General features: G+C 31.8%; 11 protein-coding genes. 10 read left to right on the top strand and 1 reads right to left on the bottom strand.

Annotated features, from left to right (window positions below):
• Positions 1-52 precede the first annotated feature (52 nt).
• The 3 genes from ACKTTR_RS09610 to ACKTTR_RS09600 are packed head-to-tail and all read left to right on the top strand — an operon-like array spanning position 53 to position 14,590.
• On the top strand, positions 53-4,669 hold the full coding sequence (locus ACKTTR_RS09610; protein WP_408027635.1) for a hypothetical protein: 4,617 nt from the start codon (positions 53-55) through the stop codon (positions 4,667-4,669).
• Positions 4,662-6,761: a fibronectin type III domain-containing protein gene (locus ACKTTR_RS09605; protein ID WP_408027634.1), complete on the top strand. Its 2,100-nt coding sequence runs from the start codon at positions 4,662-4,664 to the stop codon at positions 6,759-6,761. Before ACKTTR_RS09610 ends, ACKTTR_RS09605 begins: the two co-directional genes overlap by 8 nt.
• 11 nt (positions 6,762-6,772) lie before the next feature.
• The gene (locus ACKTTR_RS09600) at positions 6,773-14,590 is read left to right on the top strand and encodes a T9SS type A sorting domain-containing protein (RefSeq protein WP_408027633.1); all 7,818 of its coding nucleotides are present in this window, start codon (positions 6,773-6,775) and stop codon (positions 14,588-14,590) included.
• 33 nt (positions 14,591-14,623) lie between these two features.
• Here the strand turns inward: ACKTTR_RS09600 and ACKTTR_RS09595 are convergent, their stop codons facing one another.
• A complete protein-coding gene (locus tag ACKTTR_RS09595; protein WP_408027632.1) occupies positions 14,624-15,373 on the bottom strand; it encodes a hypothetical protein in 750 nt (249 codons plus the stop codon).
• Between the two features lie 374 nt (positions 15,374-15,747).
• Here ACKTTR_RS09595 and ACKTTR_RS09590 point away from each other — a divergent pair, with 374 nt between their 5' ends.
• The 7 genes from ACKTTR_RS09590 to ACKTTR_RS09560 all read left to right on the top strand — a co-directional run bounded on the left by ACKTTR_RS09590 (position 15,748) and on the right by ACKTTR_RS09560 (position 20,118).
• The gene (locus tag ACKTTR_RS09590; protein ID WP_408027631.1) at positions 15,748-15,915 is read left to right on the top strand and encodes a hypothetical protein; all 168 of its coding nucleotides are present in this window, start codon (positions 15,748-15,750) and stop codon (positions 15,913-15,915) included.
• 63 nt (positions 15,916-15,978) lie between these two features.
• On the top strand, positions 15,979-17,775 hold the full coding sequence (locus ACKTTR_RS09585; protein WP_408027630.1) for a tetratricopeptide repeat-containing sensor histidine kinase: 1,797 nt from the start codon (positions 15,979-15,981) through the stop codon (positions 17,773-17,775).
• A gap of 2 nt (positions 17,776-17,777) precedes the next feature.
• Positions 17,778-18,443, top strand: a complete 666-nt coding sequence (locus ACKTTR_RS09580) for a response regulator (protein ID WP_408027629.1) — start codon at positions 17,778-17,780, stop codon at positions 18,441-18,443.
• Positions 18,444-19,053: 610 nt separating this feature from the next.
• A complete protein-coding gene (locus tag ACKTTR_RS09575) occupies positions 19,054-19,341 on the top strand; it encodes a hypothetical protein (protein WP_408027628.1) in 288 nt (95 codons plus the stop codon).
• Positions 19,342-19,350: 9 nt separating this feature from the next.
• On the top strand, positions 19,351-19,584 hold the full coding sequence (locus ACKTTR_RS09570; RefSeq protein ID WP_408027627.1) for a hypothetical protein: 234 nt from the start codon (positions 19,351-19,353) through the stop codon (positions 19,582-19,584).
• Positions 19,584-19,862 (top strand): membrane protein insertion efficiency factor YidD, encoded by a 279-nt coding sequence (gene yidD / locus ACKTTR_RS09565; protein WP_408027626.1) that lies wholly within the window; start codon positions 19,584-19,586, stop codon positions 19,860-19,862. Before ACKTTR_RS09570 ends, yidD begins: the two co-directional genes overlap by 1 nt.
• A 19-nt stretch (positions 19,863-19,881) precedes the next feature.
• Positions 19,882-20,118: a hypothetical protein gene (locus ACKTTR_RS09560; protein WP_121147378.1), complete on the top strand. Its 237-nt coding sequence runs from the start codon at positions 19,882-19,884 to the stop codon at positions 20,116-20,118.
• Positions 20,119-20,153: the final 35 nt, after the last annotated feature.

Below are 20,153 nucleotides of genomic sequence, written 5' to 3'. Positions count from 1 at the left end.
AATAAAGGGAAAAACAATATTAGAAGAAGAAACAATTAACCAACCAAACTAAATGAATAAAAAATTACCCCTAAGTTTTTTAATACTATTATTTATAAGTGTTTCGTTGTTCGCTACACCAAATTTTACAGAACGAGATAGTATAACTACAGCAAGTAAACGTGTAGATAAAACAACCTTAACAGCAAAAAGTAAAACACTTCGTAATTTTTCTTCACTCGATAAATTTGATGAGCTAGAAGAAGCTTTAGAACCAGAAATAAAACAACGGTTTACACAGCAAGGTTTTCAGTTTAACACAGCCGATTCGTTAATCAATAAAAAATGGTTAGATATGGCTACCAATACATTTAAAAGTATTGAAGAGTCAGAAAACTATATTGATGTTTTAACAAAAGACGGATTAAGTGAGCTTCCTGTAGCAATTAAACCTGTTAATATTAGTAACGTAAAATATACGGTAGGAATTGCAAAGGCTGTATTTAAACCAGCTTATTCTGAACTAACAGTTTTTTTAAAAGTAGAGCTACCTAATACAAATCCTGATAGGGGAGAACAGGTTTTAATTTTAGGAGCATCGAATGTAAAATTATCTCATGAAGGAGGAATTATAGGAGACGCAAAACTACATTTAATATCGCAGTTTACGGTTAATTTTAATAGCGGAACATTACTACTTACCTTAAAAGGAAGTATGGAAGAACCAGGAACCTATGCAATTATTGATTGCTCTGGTTTTAAAGAAATGGGCTTAGATGCAAATGTAAAATTTGCCAATGGCTTATTACATCCTGTTGATGAAAAAGGGAAAAAGAAAATAGGATATGTAGAAGCAGATTTTAAAACCTCGATTTCTGATTGGAATGATATGGTTGTGAATATATCGTTACCTGAATTCGGGATTAAAGGTATAGAAGGAACTACGTTCAAATTAAATACAGCCGTATTTGATTTTAGTGATTTAAGAAATGATGAAGCAACACCAAAAGCCTACTTAGATAAGTTTTATAGTACGGAGCCAAATTTGTGGAGAGGAGTATATGTAAAATCACTTCAAGTTATTTTACCACCTGAATTTAAAAAGAAAAATGAAGATAAAAGAGTTGCTTTTGGTGCTACAGATTTAATTATAGATGGGCAAGGAGTAACAGGTAAGTTTACAGGAGAAAATGTAATCGATTTAAATGAAGGAACCGCTTCAGGTTGGGATTTTTCATTAGACTACTTTTTATTAGATATAGAAACAAATCACTTAAGAGCTGGAGAGTTTGATGGAAAGCTAGTGCTTCCTGTATCTCAGCTAGACAGTCTACAATACAATGCTGTTTTTCAACCAGGAGAATATAAATTAGCAGTAAAAACAGAAAAAGACATCAAGTTTAATGTTTGGAAGGCAAATGTTCATTTAACCAAAGATTCTTATGTAGAAATGAAGGTTAAAGATGGAGAGTTTAGACCTAAAGCAAATTTAAACGGATCAATGAGTCTTGCGTCTGGATTAAAAAAGGATGAAAAAGAATCTAATGACACATCAAAAAGTATCATAAATTTTAAGGGAATAACATTCCAAAAAATGGTATTACAAACTGAATCCCCTAAGTTTTCAGTCGATTATTTTGGTGTTAAAGGAAAGTTACAACTTGCAAATTTCCCTATAGCAATTAATGAAATAGGTTTAAGAACTCCTGCAGATAATAAAGCAGAATTAGTTTTTGATTTTGCAGTGAATTTAACGTCAGAGTCAGATGGAGGAAATGGAGGAGCTTCAAAATTAGCTTTTAAAGCTAAAATGGATGAATCCGGAAACAAATGGAAGTTTGATGGTGTAAGATTAGAACACTTATATATAAAAATGGATGTTGCCGGTATGCAGTTAAAAGGGGCAATTTTCATTTTTGAAGATGATCCAACTTACGGAACTGGATTTGCAGGTGCAGTTGGAGCTAAGTTTTCTACAGGAATAAAGTTAGAAGTAGAAGCAAAAGCGCTTTTTGGAAGAACAGATTCGTTTAGGTATTGGTATGCAGACGCCAAAGTAACATTGCCACAAGGAATTCCAATTTTCCCTGGTTTTGCATTGAATGCTTTTGGAGGAGGTTTCTACAATAAAATGCGTATGGCAGGTAATTCAAATGCGCAAGATGCTGCTTTTACAGAAATAGGAGCTTCAACTTCAGGAGTAATCTATGAACCGTATGAGCAAAACTCATTTGGAATGAAAGCATCTGTAGGAATCATTACTCAAAACTCAGAAGAACTTTTTCATGCTACCGTAGAGTTTGGTATGGCATTTAGAAAGTCAGGAGGACTACAAGAAATATACATGAAAGGTTTTGGTGAACTAATAGCTTCTTTACCAGGTGACTTTTTCGATACAGTAAATAGTAACTTGTCTAGCATTGCAGCTGTAGGAGGACAAGGAATTCCAGCACAAAGTCCAACAGCAGCTATTTCTGCAAATGTTTTTATTGGTTTTGATTTTGTGAATGATATTTTCCATTCTACATCTGAAGTATACATAAATTTTGGAGTTTTAAAAGGAGTAGGTCCTTCTGGAAGAGCGGGATGGTTAGATTTTTACGTAGCTCCAGATGAATGGCACATGCTTGTTGGAACTCCAGAAGATAGAGTAGGGGTAAAAATAGACTTAGGAATTCTAAAAATAAAAATGGATAGTTATTTCATGACAGGAGAAAACTTACCAGGAAGTCCGCCACCACCACCAATTGTTGCTGATATTTTAGGAGTTGATGTTGCTGAACTCAACTATATGAGAGATGCTAATATGTTAGAATCTGGAAAAGGTTTAGCTTTTGGATCTAGCATGAGTGTTTCCACAGGAGATTTGAAGTTTTTAATCTTTTATGCTCGATTTGATGCAGGAATAGGTTTTGATATTATGCTAAAAGACTATGGAGAAGCTTATTGTAAAGGATCTTCAGAAGTTATAGGAATGAATGGTTGGTACGCTAACGGACAAGCGTATGCATACTTACAAGGTGTTTTAGGAGTGAAATTTAAACTCTTTGGAATTAAAAAGAAACTGCCTATCATAGCAGGAGGAGGTGCTGTATTATTACAAGCAAGATTACCAAATCCAGCATGGTTTAGAGGATATTTAGCAGGGAAATATAGCTTGTTAGGAGGTTTAATCAAAGGGAGATTTAGGTTTAAAATTGAGTTTGGAGATAAATGTGAAATAATAGGAGGAAGTCCTATAGATGGTATTGTTGTAATTAGTGATTTAACACCAAAAGAAGGAAGTACAGATGTAGATGTATTTGCAGCTCCTCAGGCAGTATTCAACTTACAGATTAATAAAATTTTTGAGATCCCTGACGACACGGGAGATAGAAAATATAAAATTTTATTAGATGATTTTTCTGTAACAAAGGATGGACAAAATATTGTAGGAGAGATAAAATGGAATGATAGAAATGATGTAGCAGTATTTTATTCACATGAAATTTTACCACCACACGCTCAATTAAAAGCTAAAGTTCAATTGCATTTTGAAGAATACAAAGGAGGAAGCTGGCAAAAAATAAAATCAGGTGGAAAGGTAGCTACAGAAGTAAAAGAAGTAAACTTTACAACAGGAGAAGCACCAGAAACAATACCATTAACAAATATAGATTATATGTACCCTGTACTAGGGCAAAAAAACTTCTTTATTGATGAGTATAGCACAGCTTATGTAAAATTAAAAAGAGGTCAAACATACTTGTTTGACGCTGCCCCAGATTGGAAAAAAGAAATGATAATGACCAGTGCATCTGGTGAAAATTTATACAAACAATTCACATATAACTCTGCTAAAAAGCAGTTAGTTTATTCGCTACCAGTAAATCAAATGCAAACACAAACACAATATGATGTAAGCTTAAAACTAACATCAGAAGCAAGTGATTTGGATGATAATGTATCAGAAACATATACTTCTAAAAATATTGGAGGTAGTTCTGAAAATACAGTTGAAGTAAAATCAAGGAAAGCAGAAGGAAATGTAAGTAAAGAAGGAGAAAAAGAATTGTTAGTTTATAATTTCAGAACAAGTAAGTACGAAACATTCAGCGGAAAAATGCGAGATATGAATAAGAATAAAGATTTATATCAACACATTGTTTATCCTTACGGATTAACATTACTATCAAGTATTGACTACCAAGAAGCATTTGATTTAGCAGAGTTGAGAGGAAATGAGTATACAGGACATCAACCTTTAGTAGTATCAAGAGCAACTTTAGATGATAGTTACTATAGAAATCAGATTTATCCATTAATCTATAATAACTATCCATATGAAGGAGATATTTCGGTAAGTAGAGAAATTGATGAAGTGGGAGTACCACCAGTAGAAGGAGTGGAACCGATGACTTGGTATGTAACCTATTTAGAGAATAATTATTCGGGAGAAATAAATTTATATAACCCATACAGGTATAATCTCACGTATTATTATTTAGAAGATTACGAAGATTTGAGATATCAATTAGTTAGTTCAAATATTAATTGGAATGCAAAGTCACAGTATATAAAATTAATTACGGAAGCTTTTCCTTACATGCGTCAAGGAAAATATAAAGCAACGTTACAATACGTATTACCAGGTCAGGTAAAAAAGAGCAGAATAAATTCATTAAAATATTTAAACCCATTAAATGATTAAGAAGAAGAGTACACCTATCATCTTTATGCTTCTGATGTTGGGTATTACAGTAAAAACCTATGCCCAAAAAGAAATAGGTAATATTAAAGCAGAGGTAAAAGCAATTGCAACAGTATCTGAAAATAAAATATTATTACGTTGGGGAGTAACGACCCCAACAGCTTGGAAATATGCTAATAAATACGGCTATATAATTGAAAGAAAAACAATAGCAGTTGATAAAGAGATACTATCCACGCCTGTAATAAAGCAATTAACTCCCATTCCTTTGAAGCCTTATCCAATGATGGAGTGGAAAGAGTTTTCAGAAGAAAATAACTATGCTGCATTAGCTGCGCAAGCCTTATATGGAGAGGAGTTTGATGTAGAAATGAATGAAGGAGAAAATGGATTACTGAGTATTATAAATAAGGCACAAGTAATAGAACAGAGGTTTACTTTTGCTTTGTATGCAGCCGATCAAGATTTTAAAGTAGCAAAATATTCAGGATTGGCTTTTGTCGATGATACGGTAAAACCTACAGAACGCTATTTATATACGATACGAGTAGCTTTACCACAAGAGAAAAAAGACTTGATCAAATCAGGAGGAGTATATTTAGGATTACTAGATAAAAAACCGCTACCTGAGCCACAAGAATTTGTTGGGGTTTTTAAAGATAAAACAGTTATTCTAAGTTGGAATCAAGCGATCTTAAAAAAGTACTATACCAATTACATTATTGAAAAATCTGAGGATGAAGGAAAAACTTTTAAAAAACTACTAGGTACACCAGTAGCTACTTTAGGAGAAAAAGAAAAGAATCCATCAAATAGAATGATGTACATAGATAGCCTTTCACAAAACAATAAAACCTATTCTTATAGAATTAAAGGAATATCTCCTTTTGGTATTGAAGGACCATACTCAAAAGTTGTTTCAGGTAAAGGAATAAAACCATTAACACACACACCATTTATTACAGATGTAAAACTAAGTAATGAAGGAGGAGTTTTAAGTTGGGAGTTTCCTTCTGAAGGAATTAGCACACTTAGTAAATTTAAACTAGTAAGATCTAATACACCAAAAGGTAAGTTCCTCACTGTAATAGACAATATATCAAAAAACAAAAGATCTATTAAGATAGAAAACTTGCAAGCTATAAACTATTATAAAATTGTGGCTGTGGGTAACAATGGAGGCACCCGAGAATCGTTTCCAAAAATGGTACAACCAGATGATAGTACTCCTCCAGCAGTACCAACTATGTTAAACGGAACTATAGATTCTCTTGGAGTAGTAAGATTACAATGGAAACAAAACACAGAAATAGATTTTTTAGGATATAGGATATTTAAAGCTAATTTAAAAACAGATGAGTTTACCCAAGTAACATTTGAGCCTATTCCTAATAGTGTTTTTATTGATACCATTAACATTAAGACATTAAATAAAAAGATTTATTATAAAATTCAAGCTTTTGATAAAAGATACAATCCATCAGAATTTTCTGAGGTTTTAGAATTAAATAGACCCGATATAGTACCACCAACTGCACCCGTTTTTACTTCGTTTAAATCTGATAAAGGGAGAGTTGAGATAAAGTGGATATCAAGTACTAGTAATGATGCTCAATCTACAGTAATTTATAGAAAAGAAAAGGGAGTAAAAGAGCCATGGCAAATGTTAAAGAGTTTACCATTATTACAAAACAAGTTTATAGATGAAACAGGAATTGTTGGAAAAACGTATTTGTATACAGCTTTGACTATAGATGAATCAGGGCTTGAATCAGAACCTATAACACCTTTAAAAATAACAGTTTTAGATAATTCGTCTAAACCAAGTATAGAAAGATTTACAGGGTATGTAAATAGAGAAGAGAGGTATATTGAGCTGAATTGGAATTATAAAGAAACAAATACTAAAGAGTTTGTTTTATACAAAGCTGAAGAGGGAAAAAAGCCAACAATGTATAAAGTCTTTAGAGCAGATACTAATAAGTTTAAAGATAGAAACTTATTAATAAATACAAAATATACATTTTTAATTCAAGCAATTTTTGAGTCAGGAGTAAAATCTCCGCTTAACAAAATTGAAATAAACTATTAAAAGAAAGCTATATGAAAAGAAATATACTCTTAATTTTATTCTTATTTTTTTCAATTATATCAAAAGCTCAAACGTATACCATAAAAGTTGAAGGGTATATAGGTCAAGGAAAATCTTCTTGTGGTTCCAACAAAAATGGTTTAGGAGGAATAAAAATGTTTTTCTCTGACGGAACGACAAAATATTTAAGAGACCCTGCGATTTATGGATTACGCTTTATTAATCAAATGTATTCACATGAAGACACTTTTAATGTATCTAAAAAAGTAACTAAGGTAGAGTTTCATACAATTACCAGAAGAAATTCATGGAAAGGATGTGAAAGCTCTAAAGAATCTAAGATTGAGGTAGATATAGCTTCACCATGTTTTTATAAACAATATCAGAAAGATGAAGTATATAGAAGTGATATAAATAGAGGTTGGGCACGAATCTCTATAAAACCAAACGCTTCTCTATCGTATCCTGATGGGTCAAGTACTTCAAGAGTAAAAACAGTTTGTGCAAGTAGTTCGGTTAGAATTAAGGCAACTTCAGGTTTTACACCTACATCAAGTGTGTATGTGTGGGAGTTCTTAGATCCTGTAAATACAGAGACTAGAACACATCCAGACTATCAAGATTTATTAAATGCTGTGTCGTCTGCAGAAGCTGCTTATGATAGTTGTGTTAGAAGAACGGGAGATTTTGATAGATGTGAAGGGTTTATGATGGCTGTATTTGAAGCAAAGAGAAATTTAAATAATTACACAGGCCCTAAAACGATACAGGTAAGTGTTTGGAGAACTATCACAAATAAAACGGGGCAAGCTACAATTGACTTAAAGCTAGCTAATTTGTATTCTTCCTCAACAGATAGAAAAAAGGCCTTAACAAAAAACATAAATATACGTGTAAAGCCAAGTTGTAACAATTCCTTCACAACAAATACAGTTACAGTACAATATCTACCCGATGCTCCACAAATAGCAAAAGCGCCAACAATAAAACAACCTACTTGTTCTTATAGTACAGATGCAGACTTTAAACTGTATTTTACGAGACAAATTTTTAGTTATGAGAAAATAGATTTTAATCTTCTGAAGAAAACATTAACAAATGAATATGTCGCTGTTGATAATAATCCAGGAATTACCTCTTTTGTAAGTTCAGGAGGATACTGGATGTATGATTGGAAACCAACATCAGGAACATTAACATCAGGAGATTATAGGGTTGAGGTAACTGGATTTAATAGAAGTACAGGTTCTCCTTTATGTGAGAAGTACTCGTATGATTTTCAAATAAAGTCTCCACCAAAAGTAGTTTTTAGTGCTTCAAAAATTCAAGATGAAACATGCTATAGTAGTAAAGATGGAAAAATAAAAATTACGGGATCTGGTGGATCAGGTAGTTTTTACTATAGTTTAAATAATGGATCTACTTGGAGTTCTTCAACGTTTTCAGGTCAAATTACAATTAGCGGATTATCACCAGCTAATTATGTAGTAAGAATAAAAGATACTAAAGGTTGTATAGATAAAAATAAGACTTCACAATCAATAACAATAAGTGGAAAAAATAAAATAACACATATTTTACCTTCCAATGCAGTTACGCATCCTAGCGCAGTAGGAAGCACTGATGCATCTATAAAAATTAATAGTGTAAGCGGAGGTACGCCTTTTAGTAATTATTACAATTATACAGTTTTATTGAATGGAAGCACTACTAATATTAAAAGTGGTAGAGCTTATGTAAGTGGTTTTGTAATCCCTAACTTACCAGCAGGAACTCACAAGATTAGGTATACAGATAAAAATAACTGTACACAAGAGTATACATTACCAAAGATTATAGACCCAAAACCAATAACATTTTCTGTTAGTTCAGTAAAACCAGATTGTTATCAAGGTAAAGGAACAATAAATGTAACAAGTATTGCAGGAGGGTATCCTAACTATACTGTTATTTTAAAAAGAGGCTCAACAGTACTAAGCACATTGACGGGAAGAACAAATAGTGCCTCTTTTAATATTGAGGCAGGAAACTATTCTGTTTTGGTTAAAGACAGTAAACAAGGTAGTTTAGAAAAATCTATAGCAGTAATACAACAATCAGAGGTAACTATTTCAAGAGTAAGTTTAACAACTCCAATAAAATGTAGTGGAGGTAGGGCTTCTGTAAGTATTACGGCTACTGGAGGAAAATCAAATGTATATCAATATGCGATATATAAGAGCTCAGGAATTTTATGGCAAGATAGTAATGTGTTTTCGTTACCGGCAAGTAGTATAGGGTATAGGTTTATAGTAAGAGATAGAAATATAACAGCTTGTAGATCTAGAGTTTCCTCGTCAATAACAATAACAGAGCCTTTGCCAATTGAAATTATTGGTAATTCTGTAAAACATAATAATGTATTCGGAGAAGCTAAAGGAGAAATATCATTAACCATAGATGGAGGAGTTCCAAACTACACTATAACGTGGAGAAAGAAATATGATACTTCTTTTTCTAGGACAGGAAGCCTAATTACAGGGCTAAGAGCAGGGTTTTATATAGCTACTATTAGAGATAACAATGGATGTACGATAACTTCTAATGAAATAGAAGTAAGAGAAAATCCACAATTATTAGCCTCACTGACTATTAGTAAAATGATAGCCTGTAAAGGAGGAGTAGGTTCATTAATAGTAAATCCATCAGGAGGATCAAATAGTTATTCATATAAATGGTTTAGGGGAGGAACAGAATTAATAGGAAAAACGGCCAATCAATTGACTAATATTAGTCAAGGTAGTTATTCAGTTACCATTAATGATGGGTTTACCACTATTTCTAAAAATATAACATTAACAGAGCCTAGCGCTATTACGTTAAACATAACTAAAACAGATATCTCATGTTATGGAGCTGAGGATGGAAAGATAAAACTTGCCATTGGAGGAGGAACTCCACCATATCAATATTCTATTGATGATCAAACATCATTTCAAGTAGTAAATAGCTTAGTTGATAATACCATTGATGGATTGACAGTTGGAAGTTTTACAGTTTGGATTAAAGATAGTAATGGATGTATAGTTAATACACCAGCGACCACCACGATAAAACAGCCAACACAAATAATTATTAATAGCTTTTCTATAACAAACTGTGAAGTAGCAGGGAATAATGAAGGAGCTATAACAATTGAAACTTCAGGAGGTGAAGGAGCACATAGTTATAAATGGACAAAAGAAGGAGATGCTTCTTTTACTAGTAATACTAAAGACATAAATAGTCTTTTTGCAGGAATTTATCATGTAGTTATAAGAGATGCAAAAGGTTGTGAAATAACCCAGTCATATGAAGTAAAGGAACCACAACCTATTCAAGTGGCCATAAAACTAACAAAACCTATTTTATGTAATGGTGATGAAACTGGTGAACTGCTAGCTGAGGTATCAGGAGGATATCCAATATATTCAACTCCAAATGATTTTGATTATAAATGGTACGATATAACTTCAGGGACACCGGTTTTATTAAATTCAGATCTAAAACAAAATAAAATAAACAACCTAAAAGCAGGAAGTTATAGAGTGGTAGTAAATGATATAAAAGGAGCTACTACACAAAATGAGATAACAATTAATCAACCACTTAAAATTGAAGTCAATTTAGCGTCGAGTACAAATGTGAGTTGTTTTGGAGGAGGAGATGGAAGTATTGATGTTACTATTTTAGGAGGAACTAAACCCTACAGTTTTTCTTGGAAAAGTACCAATAACACAACATTTAATAAAACTACGGAAGATATTACAGATTTAAGAGAAGGGGCTTATTACGTAGAAGTTACTGATAGTAATGGATGTACATTTACTTCAAATAACTTTACGATAGAACAGCCTTTAGCAGCGTTAGAGATATCTAATTATGTGGTAAATAACTTAACCGGTTTTGAAACAAAAAATGGAAGCATATCTGTTGATGTTGTTGGAGGAACACCAAGCTATACATATGAATGGAGACAAAAAGGAGGTACTACTATTTTAGGAACAACCAATCCATTTGAAAATATAGCGGCAGGAGAATATGAATTAACTGTTAAAGATACTAATGGTTGTATTACAACTGGAAGTTATACTGTAACAGAACCGAAGTTATTAGTAATTGATGCCATAAATCAACAAGGTAATATTCTTTGTTATGGAGATAACACTGTAAGTTTAACAGTTGAAGCTAGTGGTGGAGTGCTTCCATATAGTTATTCATGGAAATTAAAAGGAGGCCTAGTAGAACTAGGTACTAACAATACACTTAGTAATATAGGCGCAGGAATTTATGTAATAACAGTAACAGATAAAAACGGCAATATTGCTGCGAAAGAGTATGAAGTTACAGAACCACTACAGTTAGAAATTAGAGGAATAACTAAAGTAGACGTGTCTTGTAATGGAGGAGCAGATGGTTCCATAGACGTAAGTGTTTCAGGAGGAACTGCACCATATACATATAGTTGGAAGCATGGAACAATAGGTAGTAGTTTAAACTCTTTACAAGCTGGGATATATGAAGTGGTTGTTAGAGATAAAAACTTATGTGAAGTAACAAGAAAAGTTACAATTCAAGAACCAACAGTTTTAGCTATAGATAATTCAGTAATAAAAGATGTTACAGGTTATGGATTATCAAATGGAGAGATAAGTATAAATGTTGTTGGAGGAACGCCAAACTATACTTATGAATGGAAAAATTCAAGTGGAATTGTACAAGGTAATACAACCTCTAAATTATCGGGAGTTAAAGCAGGAGAATATTCGGTAAAAGTAGCAGATACCAAAGGGTGTTTAGTGGAAAAAACATATACAGTTAATGAACCAGAATTGTTAACTGTAAATGTAAGTGAGACTTCAATTTTATGTAAAAATGGAGTAGGAACACTAACAGCTGAAGTTAAGGGAGGAGTAATACCATATACGTATTCATGGAAGTTAAAAGGAAATTCAACAGTATTAAGTACTACTGATGTACTTCAGGATATAGGGGCAGGAATTTATGTAGTAACAATTACAGATAAAAACGGAAATGCAGCTACTAAAGAATATGAATTAATCGAACCATCATTACTTGAAATTACAGGAGTAAATAAAGTTGATGTTGTATGTTATGGAGGTACAGACGGATATATAGACATAACTGTTTCAGGAGGAGTAGCACCTTATACATATAGTTGGAATCATACAAGTTTAGACGCTCGAAAAGTGGAAAACTTATCTTCAGGTACATACTCAGTTGTAGTTACTGATAAGAATGGATGTACGACAGCAAAAGAGGTAACAATAAATCAACCAGAAAAGTATGATATAACGAATGTAAAATTAATAAGACCTTCATCAAATTTAGTAGATGATGGTAGTATTGAAGTAATTTTCGTCGGAGGAGTAGCACCTTATTCATTTGAATGGAAGAATGAAAAAGGAGATATAGTTTCTACAAAAGTATCTAGTGGCTTATCCGATAAAATAGAGAACTTACCAGAAGGAATCTATACAATTACAATAAAAGATGCTGAAGGCTGTGTAATTGAAGAAACATACAATTTAGCAAGTCCAGGAGAATTATTAGTTGAAATAACACAGGTACAAGAAGTAAAATGTCATGATGCTTCAAACGGTATTTTAGATGTAATTACCGTTGGTGGAGTTGGAGGAAACAATTATGCGTGGTATAATGCAGACAGTAATGAGCTTATAGGAACAGAAAAACAGCTTAAAAATATTTCAGCAGGTAATTACTATGTGATAGTAAATAATGCAGAAGGAATAGAAGAAAAAAGTTCAATTTTTACAGTTTCTGAACCCACAGAAATTCAGTTAGCAATCAAAGAAATAGATTTAAGCTGTTTCAATGCCAATGATGGAAGTTTTGAGGTAGAAGTGCAAGGAGGAACAGGTAACTACCAATTTAGATATAGAGATGTATCAAGCTTTAGTGATTGGATAAGTGTAGCAGGAAATATTATAAAAGTGAATAACTTAAAGAAGAACACTTATACACTTCAAATAAGAGATGCAAACAACTGTTTAGCTCTAAATACAGATGGAGGCTCAGACTTTACAATAGAAATCACTCAGCCATTACCACTATCAGTTTCAAATGTATTGATAGAAGAAGTTACAGGGTTTGGATTATCAAATGGATCAATTTCTGTGGGAATAGTAGGAGGAACACCACCTTATGCTTATGAATGGAAAGATAGCTCAGGTACGACGATTTTAACAGGCAGTAATAAAATTACATCTATCTCAGCAGGCAATTATCAATTAATTACAACAGATAGTAAAGGGTGTACTTTGATTAAAGAGTATGTAATAAGTCAACCATTAAAATTAGAAGTAACCGTAGTAAAGGCTTCAGTGATTAGTTGTAATGGAGAGAAAGATGGAACTTTAGCAGCTCAAGTTGTTGGAGGAGTAAAAGGATACACCTATAAGTGGTATAAAGAGTCTAACAGCCCTTTATTGTTAGGAACTTCACAATCAGTTTCAGGTTTAGGCGAGGGAGTATATTATGTAGTCGTTGAAGATTCAAAAGCAAACATAGTAAAGAGTGCTTTATATAATTTAAAAGAACCAAAAGTATTAGCATTACAATTAGGTTCAGACTATACATTATGTGGAACAGGAAATGATTGGACAGTAAATACAACGGTAACTGGAGGAACAGCACCATATAGCTATTTATGGAATACAGGAGGTAACAAAGCTATGTTACAGAGTGTACCTATTGGAGAGTATAGCGTAACGGTTGTTGATGCTAATGGTTGTAGAGTGTCTGGAGAAATAAAATTAACACTACCACCAGAAATATCAATAGTAAGTGAAACAATAACAAAACCAACTTGTTTTCAAGGCAATGATGGTAGCATTGCATTAGAGGTTACTGGAGGAGCTCCACCTTATGAATATACTTGGAGTAATTCAAGAAAAGGTAAAGTAGTCACTGGATTAACTTCAGGAGAATATACTGTTGAAGTAAAAGATAGCAAAGGATGCTTTATAACAAAATCTTTTATAGTTGAAGATCCAGAGCAAATAGAACTAGATTTAGGAGCTGATGTAACACTATGTGTAGATCAAACACATATTTTAGATGCAACTATTATTGATGGTGTAGCATATAGTTGGAGTTCAACAAACGGATTTACAAGTAATGAAGCTATTATTGAGGTAAAAGAAGAAGGAACTTATACTGTAATAGCAAAAGATAAAAAAGGATGTGTAGTAGAAGATAGTATTGAAATTATACGTTCAAAACAAGAGATATCTGCAGATATAGCAGTATCAACCCAAGTGTTTACAGATGAAAGTTTTGTAGTGGTAAATATTAGTAGCGTTGTAGCTGATGAAGTAGTATGGATATTGCCAGACGAAGCAATTATTAATGAAAGTAATGATAGTTATACAGAAATTAAGTTTGCAAAAGAAGGAGAGTATGAAGTAACCATGATAACTAGAATAGGAAGTTGTGAAGCAATGATAACAAAGAAAGTAATTGTTATTGATAGAGAAGTGACAACAACGGAAGAAGACCTAAGAAATGCTTCACCAATGATTAAAAATCTGGTAATATACCCTAACCCTTCTTCAGGTAAGTTTACGGTTGATATAGAATTAAAAGAACAAAACATAGTTAGTATGAAGATTTTAGAAATGCTTGGAGGTAGTTTAGTAGATGCAAAAACTATGAATGGCTCTGATAATTATAAAGTTGATTACGATTTGAGTTTAGTTTCAGGAGTATATTTTATCTTAATAGAAACAGAAGAACAAAGAATAATTCAGAAGTTAATAATTAACTAAACAAGAATTGGACATTATAAAAAAGCCGTTAATTTAATTATTAACGGCATTTTTACTTTCTATAGAAAAACCTTCTACTTCTAAAATGTAAGGTGTAATAGGATCTAACTCCTTTAACGTTTCAGGATGTACGCCTCTAGCCGTAAAAAACTCTCGTTTTCCTTTCGTATTATTTCCATACCAAAAATTCGGCTTACCGTCAGTGAAAAACTCCATATCCTTAGTAAGAGTTACTTTCTTAAAAGAATTAATATTTATTGAAAAGACATTATTGTTTATGGAATTTTCAGTAGTGCAAGAAGTTTTTTTATAATGGTCTTTTTTCCAAATGAAACAATTACCACTATCAAGGAATGATTCTCTATAAATAAATAAAAAAGGGACAATTATAATAATCCCCACCACAATAATAGATTTTTGCTTTTTTACTTTCCCTTTACTAGAAGTGTCCCCAACGTTGTCATCAAACGTATTATTTTTTTTAGAAGATTTCTTATTAGAGGAAGTATGTTTATTAACATAATCTTCATAATCCTCATAGTTTAGGTAGTTAGCCATAAAATCTCTTTGGTAGCTATTAGGTAAACTAACACTTACTCCTTCTTTTTCTTCCACATACTTTTCATAATAACGTTTAGCTTTTCGTTCACTAATATAGTTTTCATCATTATAGCCTACTTCTTGTAACTCATTAGCCCAAAAAACAGCCTTCGCATTTTTATTGGTTTTATACTCATTTTTCTCTATAGCATTAAAAAAATCGGTTATAAGTTGTTTAATCATGGTTATTTGGTGTTTGGCCAAAAGTATCCAAAGTGGTCACTTTTTGGTTACGGTTAACCATAATGTGCACAAATACAATATGGAGAAAAATTGGTTAAATAATGGTTCATTTTAAACCTTTTTCATTGCCAATATTTGCATCAGAATTAATCGAGAGAGCAAAAAAGAAAACAATCGATAGGTTCTAATTATAAGATAAACATTAGTGGATTTTCTTAGAGGGGGAGCTACTAAAAAACACTGATGTTCATCTTCACTTCCCGCAAAAGAGATGCGCACCTCTTTTAAAAATTCTACACCCAAACTCGGTGTAACTGTACCCAAGCAAAGTGCTGGGACAGGATAAATACTATCAATTTTTAAAAGAAACAAAAATGAACAAGGTTTTATTAATTATAACATTTTTAGTAACAAATGGATTATACACTATAAATACAGATTCAACCACTGTAGCACCACAAACAAACTCTACAGAAGTAGTGACAAGTGATACTGGAGGAGAAGAAGATCAAGATCCAGAAGTAGATCCTGATGGAAATTAATATGATAATGGGTGTAGTTAACTACACCCGTTTTTTTTCTTTCTAATTTCATATTTTAGTAAAATGAAACAGATCAAGGTATTATTTTTTAGTGTGCTTTTTTTACCATTAACTATAACAGCTAATAGCGTAGATGAAATTAGAATAGATTTAGATTCTGTTTTATTAAAAAAGCTAAAAAAAAAATATTCTTTTTATAAAAGAAAAGGTTTAAATAAAAAGACAATTATTTATGCAGATAGTATACTTAATTTGTTAAAAAAAGGAAAAGAGAATCAAGAATTAGCTTTGGCGTACAATAGAGTAGGTTATTTACATTATAGAAACAAAGCATATGACAAAGCATATAAAAATTATGAAGAATCGAAAGCAGTTTATAAAAAGTTAAATGATAGTCTTAATGTAGCGAGCAGATTATTAGCCTTAGCGAAACTTGAGTCTAATTTTGATTTGTTTTTAAAAAGTGACTCTACAGCTATAGAGGTGTTGAAATATTCAAATAATAACCCGAAATTTAATGAGATTGAATGTTCAACATATAATTGTTTAGGAATAAATTCAAGAAAACAAAGAGTTTACAATCAAGCTATAGATTATTATAATCAAGCTATTCAAATAACAAATGATAGTTTAAAAAGAGTAAGGTACATAGCAAATAAAGCTGTTGTTTATAAATATGAAAAGAATTATAAAGAAGCAGTAAAAATATATGAAGAGTTAATTAAGAATAAGTTTTTTGATGAAATAGATTTAAAGCTGAAATTTAAAATATTAGATAATTATACCTATACAAAGTATTTATTAGGACAAGAGATAAATACTAGAGATTTTTTCAAAGTTCAAAGGTTAAAAGATAGTATTAAAGATTATGAAGGATTAATAACCAATTACTCATACATATCAGATTATTTTTATAATAAAAACTCTGATAAATCTCTATTTTACGCTCAAAAAATGTATGATTTATCAAGGGAAAGAGAAAGACCTAATGATAGAATAGAAGCAATAGATAAGCTAATTAAACTAGTAAAAGGAAATGAGATTAGAAAGTATGCAATTGAAAGAAGTTATTTAAAAGATAGTATAATTGATGCTAGAAGAAAGTCAAGAAACAAATTAGTTAAAACGATATATAACTTTGATCTGTTAAAAGAGCAGAAATTAAAAGCAGAAATTAAAACAGAACAACAAAAATCACAAAAACAACTATTAGGTTTTGCAGTTATCCTTACTGTTTTATCCTCATTAGTATACTTCTTCTATAAAAGAGAGAAAACTAAAAAAGAAAAAGCCATAGAAGTCTACAATACAGAAACCCGTTTGTCTAAAAAAATACACGATGAATTAGCAAACGATGTATATGCAGTAATGAACACTTTACAAAATAAAGCAGAAACAGACACCAAACTACTAGCAAGAGTAGAAAAAATATACGCTCAAACCAGAGATATTTCTCATGAGAATAGTCCTGTACTTACAGGAGAACATTTTGAGAACTTTTTAAAGCAGTTGTTTATAGATTTCACGAACGATACTTGTAAAGTAATCCATAAAGGATTGAAAGAAGTAATAGTAAATGAGTTGCCAAAAGAAAAGCAAATAGTACTATACAGAGTGTTACGAGAGCTCTTGGTAAATATGAAAAAACACAGTGAAGCAAGCTTGGTGCTTATTACATTCTCGTTGTCTAAAAAAATGTTATCTGTTGTATATCAAGATAATGGGAATGGAGTTAAGAGCCTATCAATAAAAAGCGGTTTACAAAATATGGAAACCCGTATTAAATCGGTTGGAGGGATTATTACTTTTGAATCAAAGCAAGAAAAAGGATTTCAAGCAAAGTTTCACTTTAAAAAGTAGTTATGTTCAAAAAAATATTGATAGCCGAAGATGCCGATTTCATGTCAAGCGGAATTAAAGTAGCTTTAGAAGACATGCAAATACCTACTATAGAATACGCACAATACTGTGATGAAGCTTATTTAAAATTAAAAAAGGCATGGTTAGACGAAGAACCATTTGATTTATTAGTAAGTGATTTGTCATTTAAAGATAATGTGAATCCACAAAGATTAGAATCAGGAGAAGATCTCATAGCTGAAGCAAAAAAATTGCAACCTAATTTAAAAACTATAGTATTTTCTATAGAAGATAAACCGTACCGAATTCAACAACTATGCAATGAATTAGAAGTAAATGCGTATGTATGGAAATCTAACCATGGACAAAAAGAACTCAAAAAAGCAGTACAATCTGTTTATAACGATGAGTTTTTTATTACTCCGCAATTAGCACATGCCTTACGAAATAAAGAAGCATTTGAAGTTACAGATTACGATGTGTTTTTACTAAAACATTTAGCTGAAGGATTAGATCAAAAAGAGATTAGCGGAGAATTAAAAAGCAAGAACATCAAACCAAGTAGCATAAGTTCAGTAGAAAAACGCTTAAAACTATTAAAAGAAAACTTTAACGCCAATAATCCTACCCAACTCATAGCGATTACTAAAGATTTTGGGCTTATTTAAAATAAGTGTCTTTCCGAGTGATAAGAAAAAATTGTAAGGTTCAACTAAGAAAGATACATACCTTTTTATATAGTCATTCCGAGGAAGGTATGACGAAGTAATCTGTAAGTAGGTAACTCTAAATGTGAAGATTTAGCTACGCTGAACCTTACGGTTTCTCCCTCTGGTCGAAATGATGTTATAAAGAGGAATGATAGAACACCTTATAAAGCATTGAGAATTTTGTTTGAAACATCAAACACTACTGTTGCCTGTTACATAACAGTAGTGTTTAGTGTTAAACAACAGTACTGTTGTTACTTAAGCAACAGTGAGACTAAATGTAGAACCACCTACCATAATATCTTTTAAAAAGCGTTCAGAGTTTCCTGTTGCCTGCGTTTTAATTCTAACACGATAGTTACTAGCAGCAAGGGCAGGAGCTTGACCAATAATCTTCTTATTACTCTTTTAAAAGTTAAGAAAATCAATATAACCTCTAACAAAGTTCTAATTATGGAAGTCATTTTTGTATAGCCCCTAACATAATAGTAAACCCTACGGATTCCCGTAGGGTTTTGTGTTTTAGAGAGTATAAGTTTGCTGTAATATTAACACTAAAACAATAATTATGAAAAGTGAAATTTGTGAAGCAATATCGTACAAAAAAATAATTACATTTTTTTATGAAGGAGGGGTAAGGAAGGTAGAACCTCATTGTCATGGAAAAACGACTGCAGGTAACGAAGGACTGAGAGGATATCAAACAGAAGGGTATACGAAATCTGGTAAATATGGTTGGAAAATGTATGATTTAACTAAAGCAAAACGAATAGAAGTAATTAATGAAAAGTTTAATGTAAGGAATGGTTATAAAAAAGGAGATAAAGGTATGAGTGTAATTTATTGTGAAATATAAAAAGAGATTATGGAGTACAAAGTAGTGCCTTTTTATCCTGTGATAAACAGAGATAAGGATAATTCAAAGAAAGTAGCAAAACAATTAGAAGATATCATAGAAAATTTTACGAACCAAGGGTGGAGATATGTTCGACTTGAGAGTGTTGAAACCTATGTAAGAGCTGATCCAGGTTGTTTTGGCTTTGGTGCAAAACCTGGGTTTACAGCATATAGACAAATGATTGTTTTTAGTAAAGAATAATGAAATATTTGTTACTTCTTTTTATAAAAACATATTGGAAATTTAAACCCAAAGATAAACCAGCTAGCTGTATTTTCAGAGAATCGTGTTCACATAATGTATACAGGGAAACATTAAATAAAGGAGCAATAGCAGGTTTACGAGCTCTCAAATATAGGTATGAGAACTGTTCTTATGGTTATGAGTTCTACATAAACCCTATGAATAAGAAGAAGCAAATAATTCTAAAGAACGGTGAAGTACTTCAAGAGGAAGAAATAGCAAAAAGATTATTGTGATAACCAAACTAAATAACAAATGAAAAAAGTCATAATAATGCTATTATCAGTAGGTGTGTTAGTGGCATTTCAAAAAGTAGAAGACAAAAAAGTGTATATCTGTAGTAGTGTAGCAAGCACAAAATATCACTTCAAAAAAAACTGTAGAGGATTATCTCAATGTAAAGCAACCATAAAAGAAAGTACAGAGAAAAAAGTAAGACGATATGGCAGATTACTCTGTAAATGGGAGAAGAAAGCACTAAAAAAGAAATAAAACGAACTCTGTTGATAACTATATTAACAGAGTTT

This window comes from Tenacibaculum litoreum (genome assembly GCF_964513915.1).
GTDB classification, from domain to species: domain Bacteria; phylum Bacteroidota; class Bacteroidia; order Flavobacteriales; family Flavobacteriaceae; genus Polaribacter; species Polaribacter litoreum.
The sequence above is the reverse complement of the archived record's forward strand: the minus strand, read 5'-3'. Positions and strand labels throughout refer to the sequence as shown.

What these genes read in the sequence shown, in the direction of transcription:
- ACKTTR_RS09610 (WP_408027635.1), top strand. Translation starts at nt 53, where the DNA reads ATGAATAAAAAATTACCCCTAAGTTTTTTAATACTATTATTTATAAGT.
- ACKTTR_RS09605 (WP_408027634.1), top strand. Translation starts at nt 4,662, where the DNA reads ATGATTAAGAAGAAGAGTACACCTATCATCTTTATGCTTCTGATGTTG.
- ACKTTR_RS09600 (WP_408027633.1), top strand. Translation starts at nt 6,773, where the DNA reads ATGAAAAGAAATATACTCTTAATTTTATTCTTATTTTTTTCAATTATA.
- ACKTTR_RS09595 (WP_408027632.1), bottom strand. Translation starts at nt 15,373, where the DNA reads ATGATTAAACAACTTATAACCGATTTTTTTAATGCTATAGAGAAAAAT.
- ACKTTR_RS09590 (WP_408027631.1), top strand. Translation starts at nt 15,748, where the DNA reads ATGAACAAGGTTTTATTAATTATAACATTTTTAGTAACAAATGGATTA.
- ACKTTR_RS09585 (WP_408027630.1), top strand. Translation starts at nt 15,979, where the DNA reads ATGAAACAGATCAAGGTATTATTTTTTAGTGTGCTTTTTTTACCATTA.
- ACKTTR_RS09580 (WP_408027629.1), top strand. Translation starts at nt 17,778, where the DNA reads ATGTTCAAAAAAATATTGATAGCCGAAGATGCCGATTTCATGTCAAGC.
- ACKTTR_RS09575 (WP_408027628.1), top strand. Translation starts at nt 19,054, where the DNA reads ATGAAAAGTGAAATTTGTGAAGCAATATCGTACAAAAAAATAATTACA.
- ACKTTR_RS09570 (WP_408027627.1), top strand. Translation starts at nt 19,351, where the DNA reads ATGGAGTACAAAGTAGTGCCTTTTTATCCTGTGATAAACAGAGATAAG.
- yidD (WP_408027626.1), top strand. Translation starts at nt 19,584, where the DNA reads ATGAAATATTTGTTACTTCTTTTTATAAAAACATATTGGAAATTTAAA.
- ACKTTR_RS09560 (WP_121147378.1), top strand. Translation starts at nt 19,882, where the DNA reads ATGAAAAAAGTCATAATAATGCTATTATCAGTAGGTGTGTTAGTGGCA.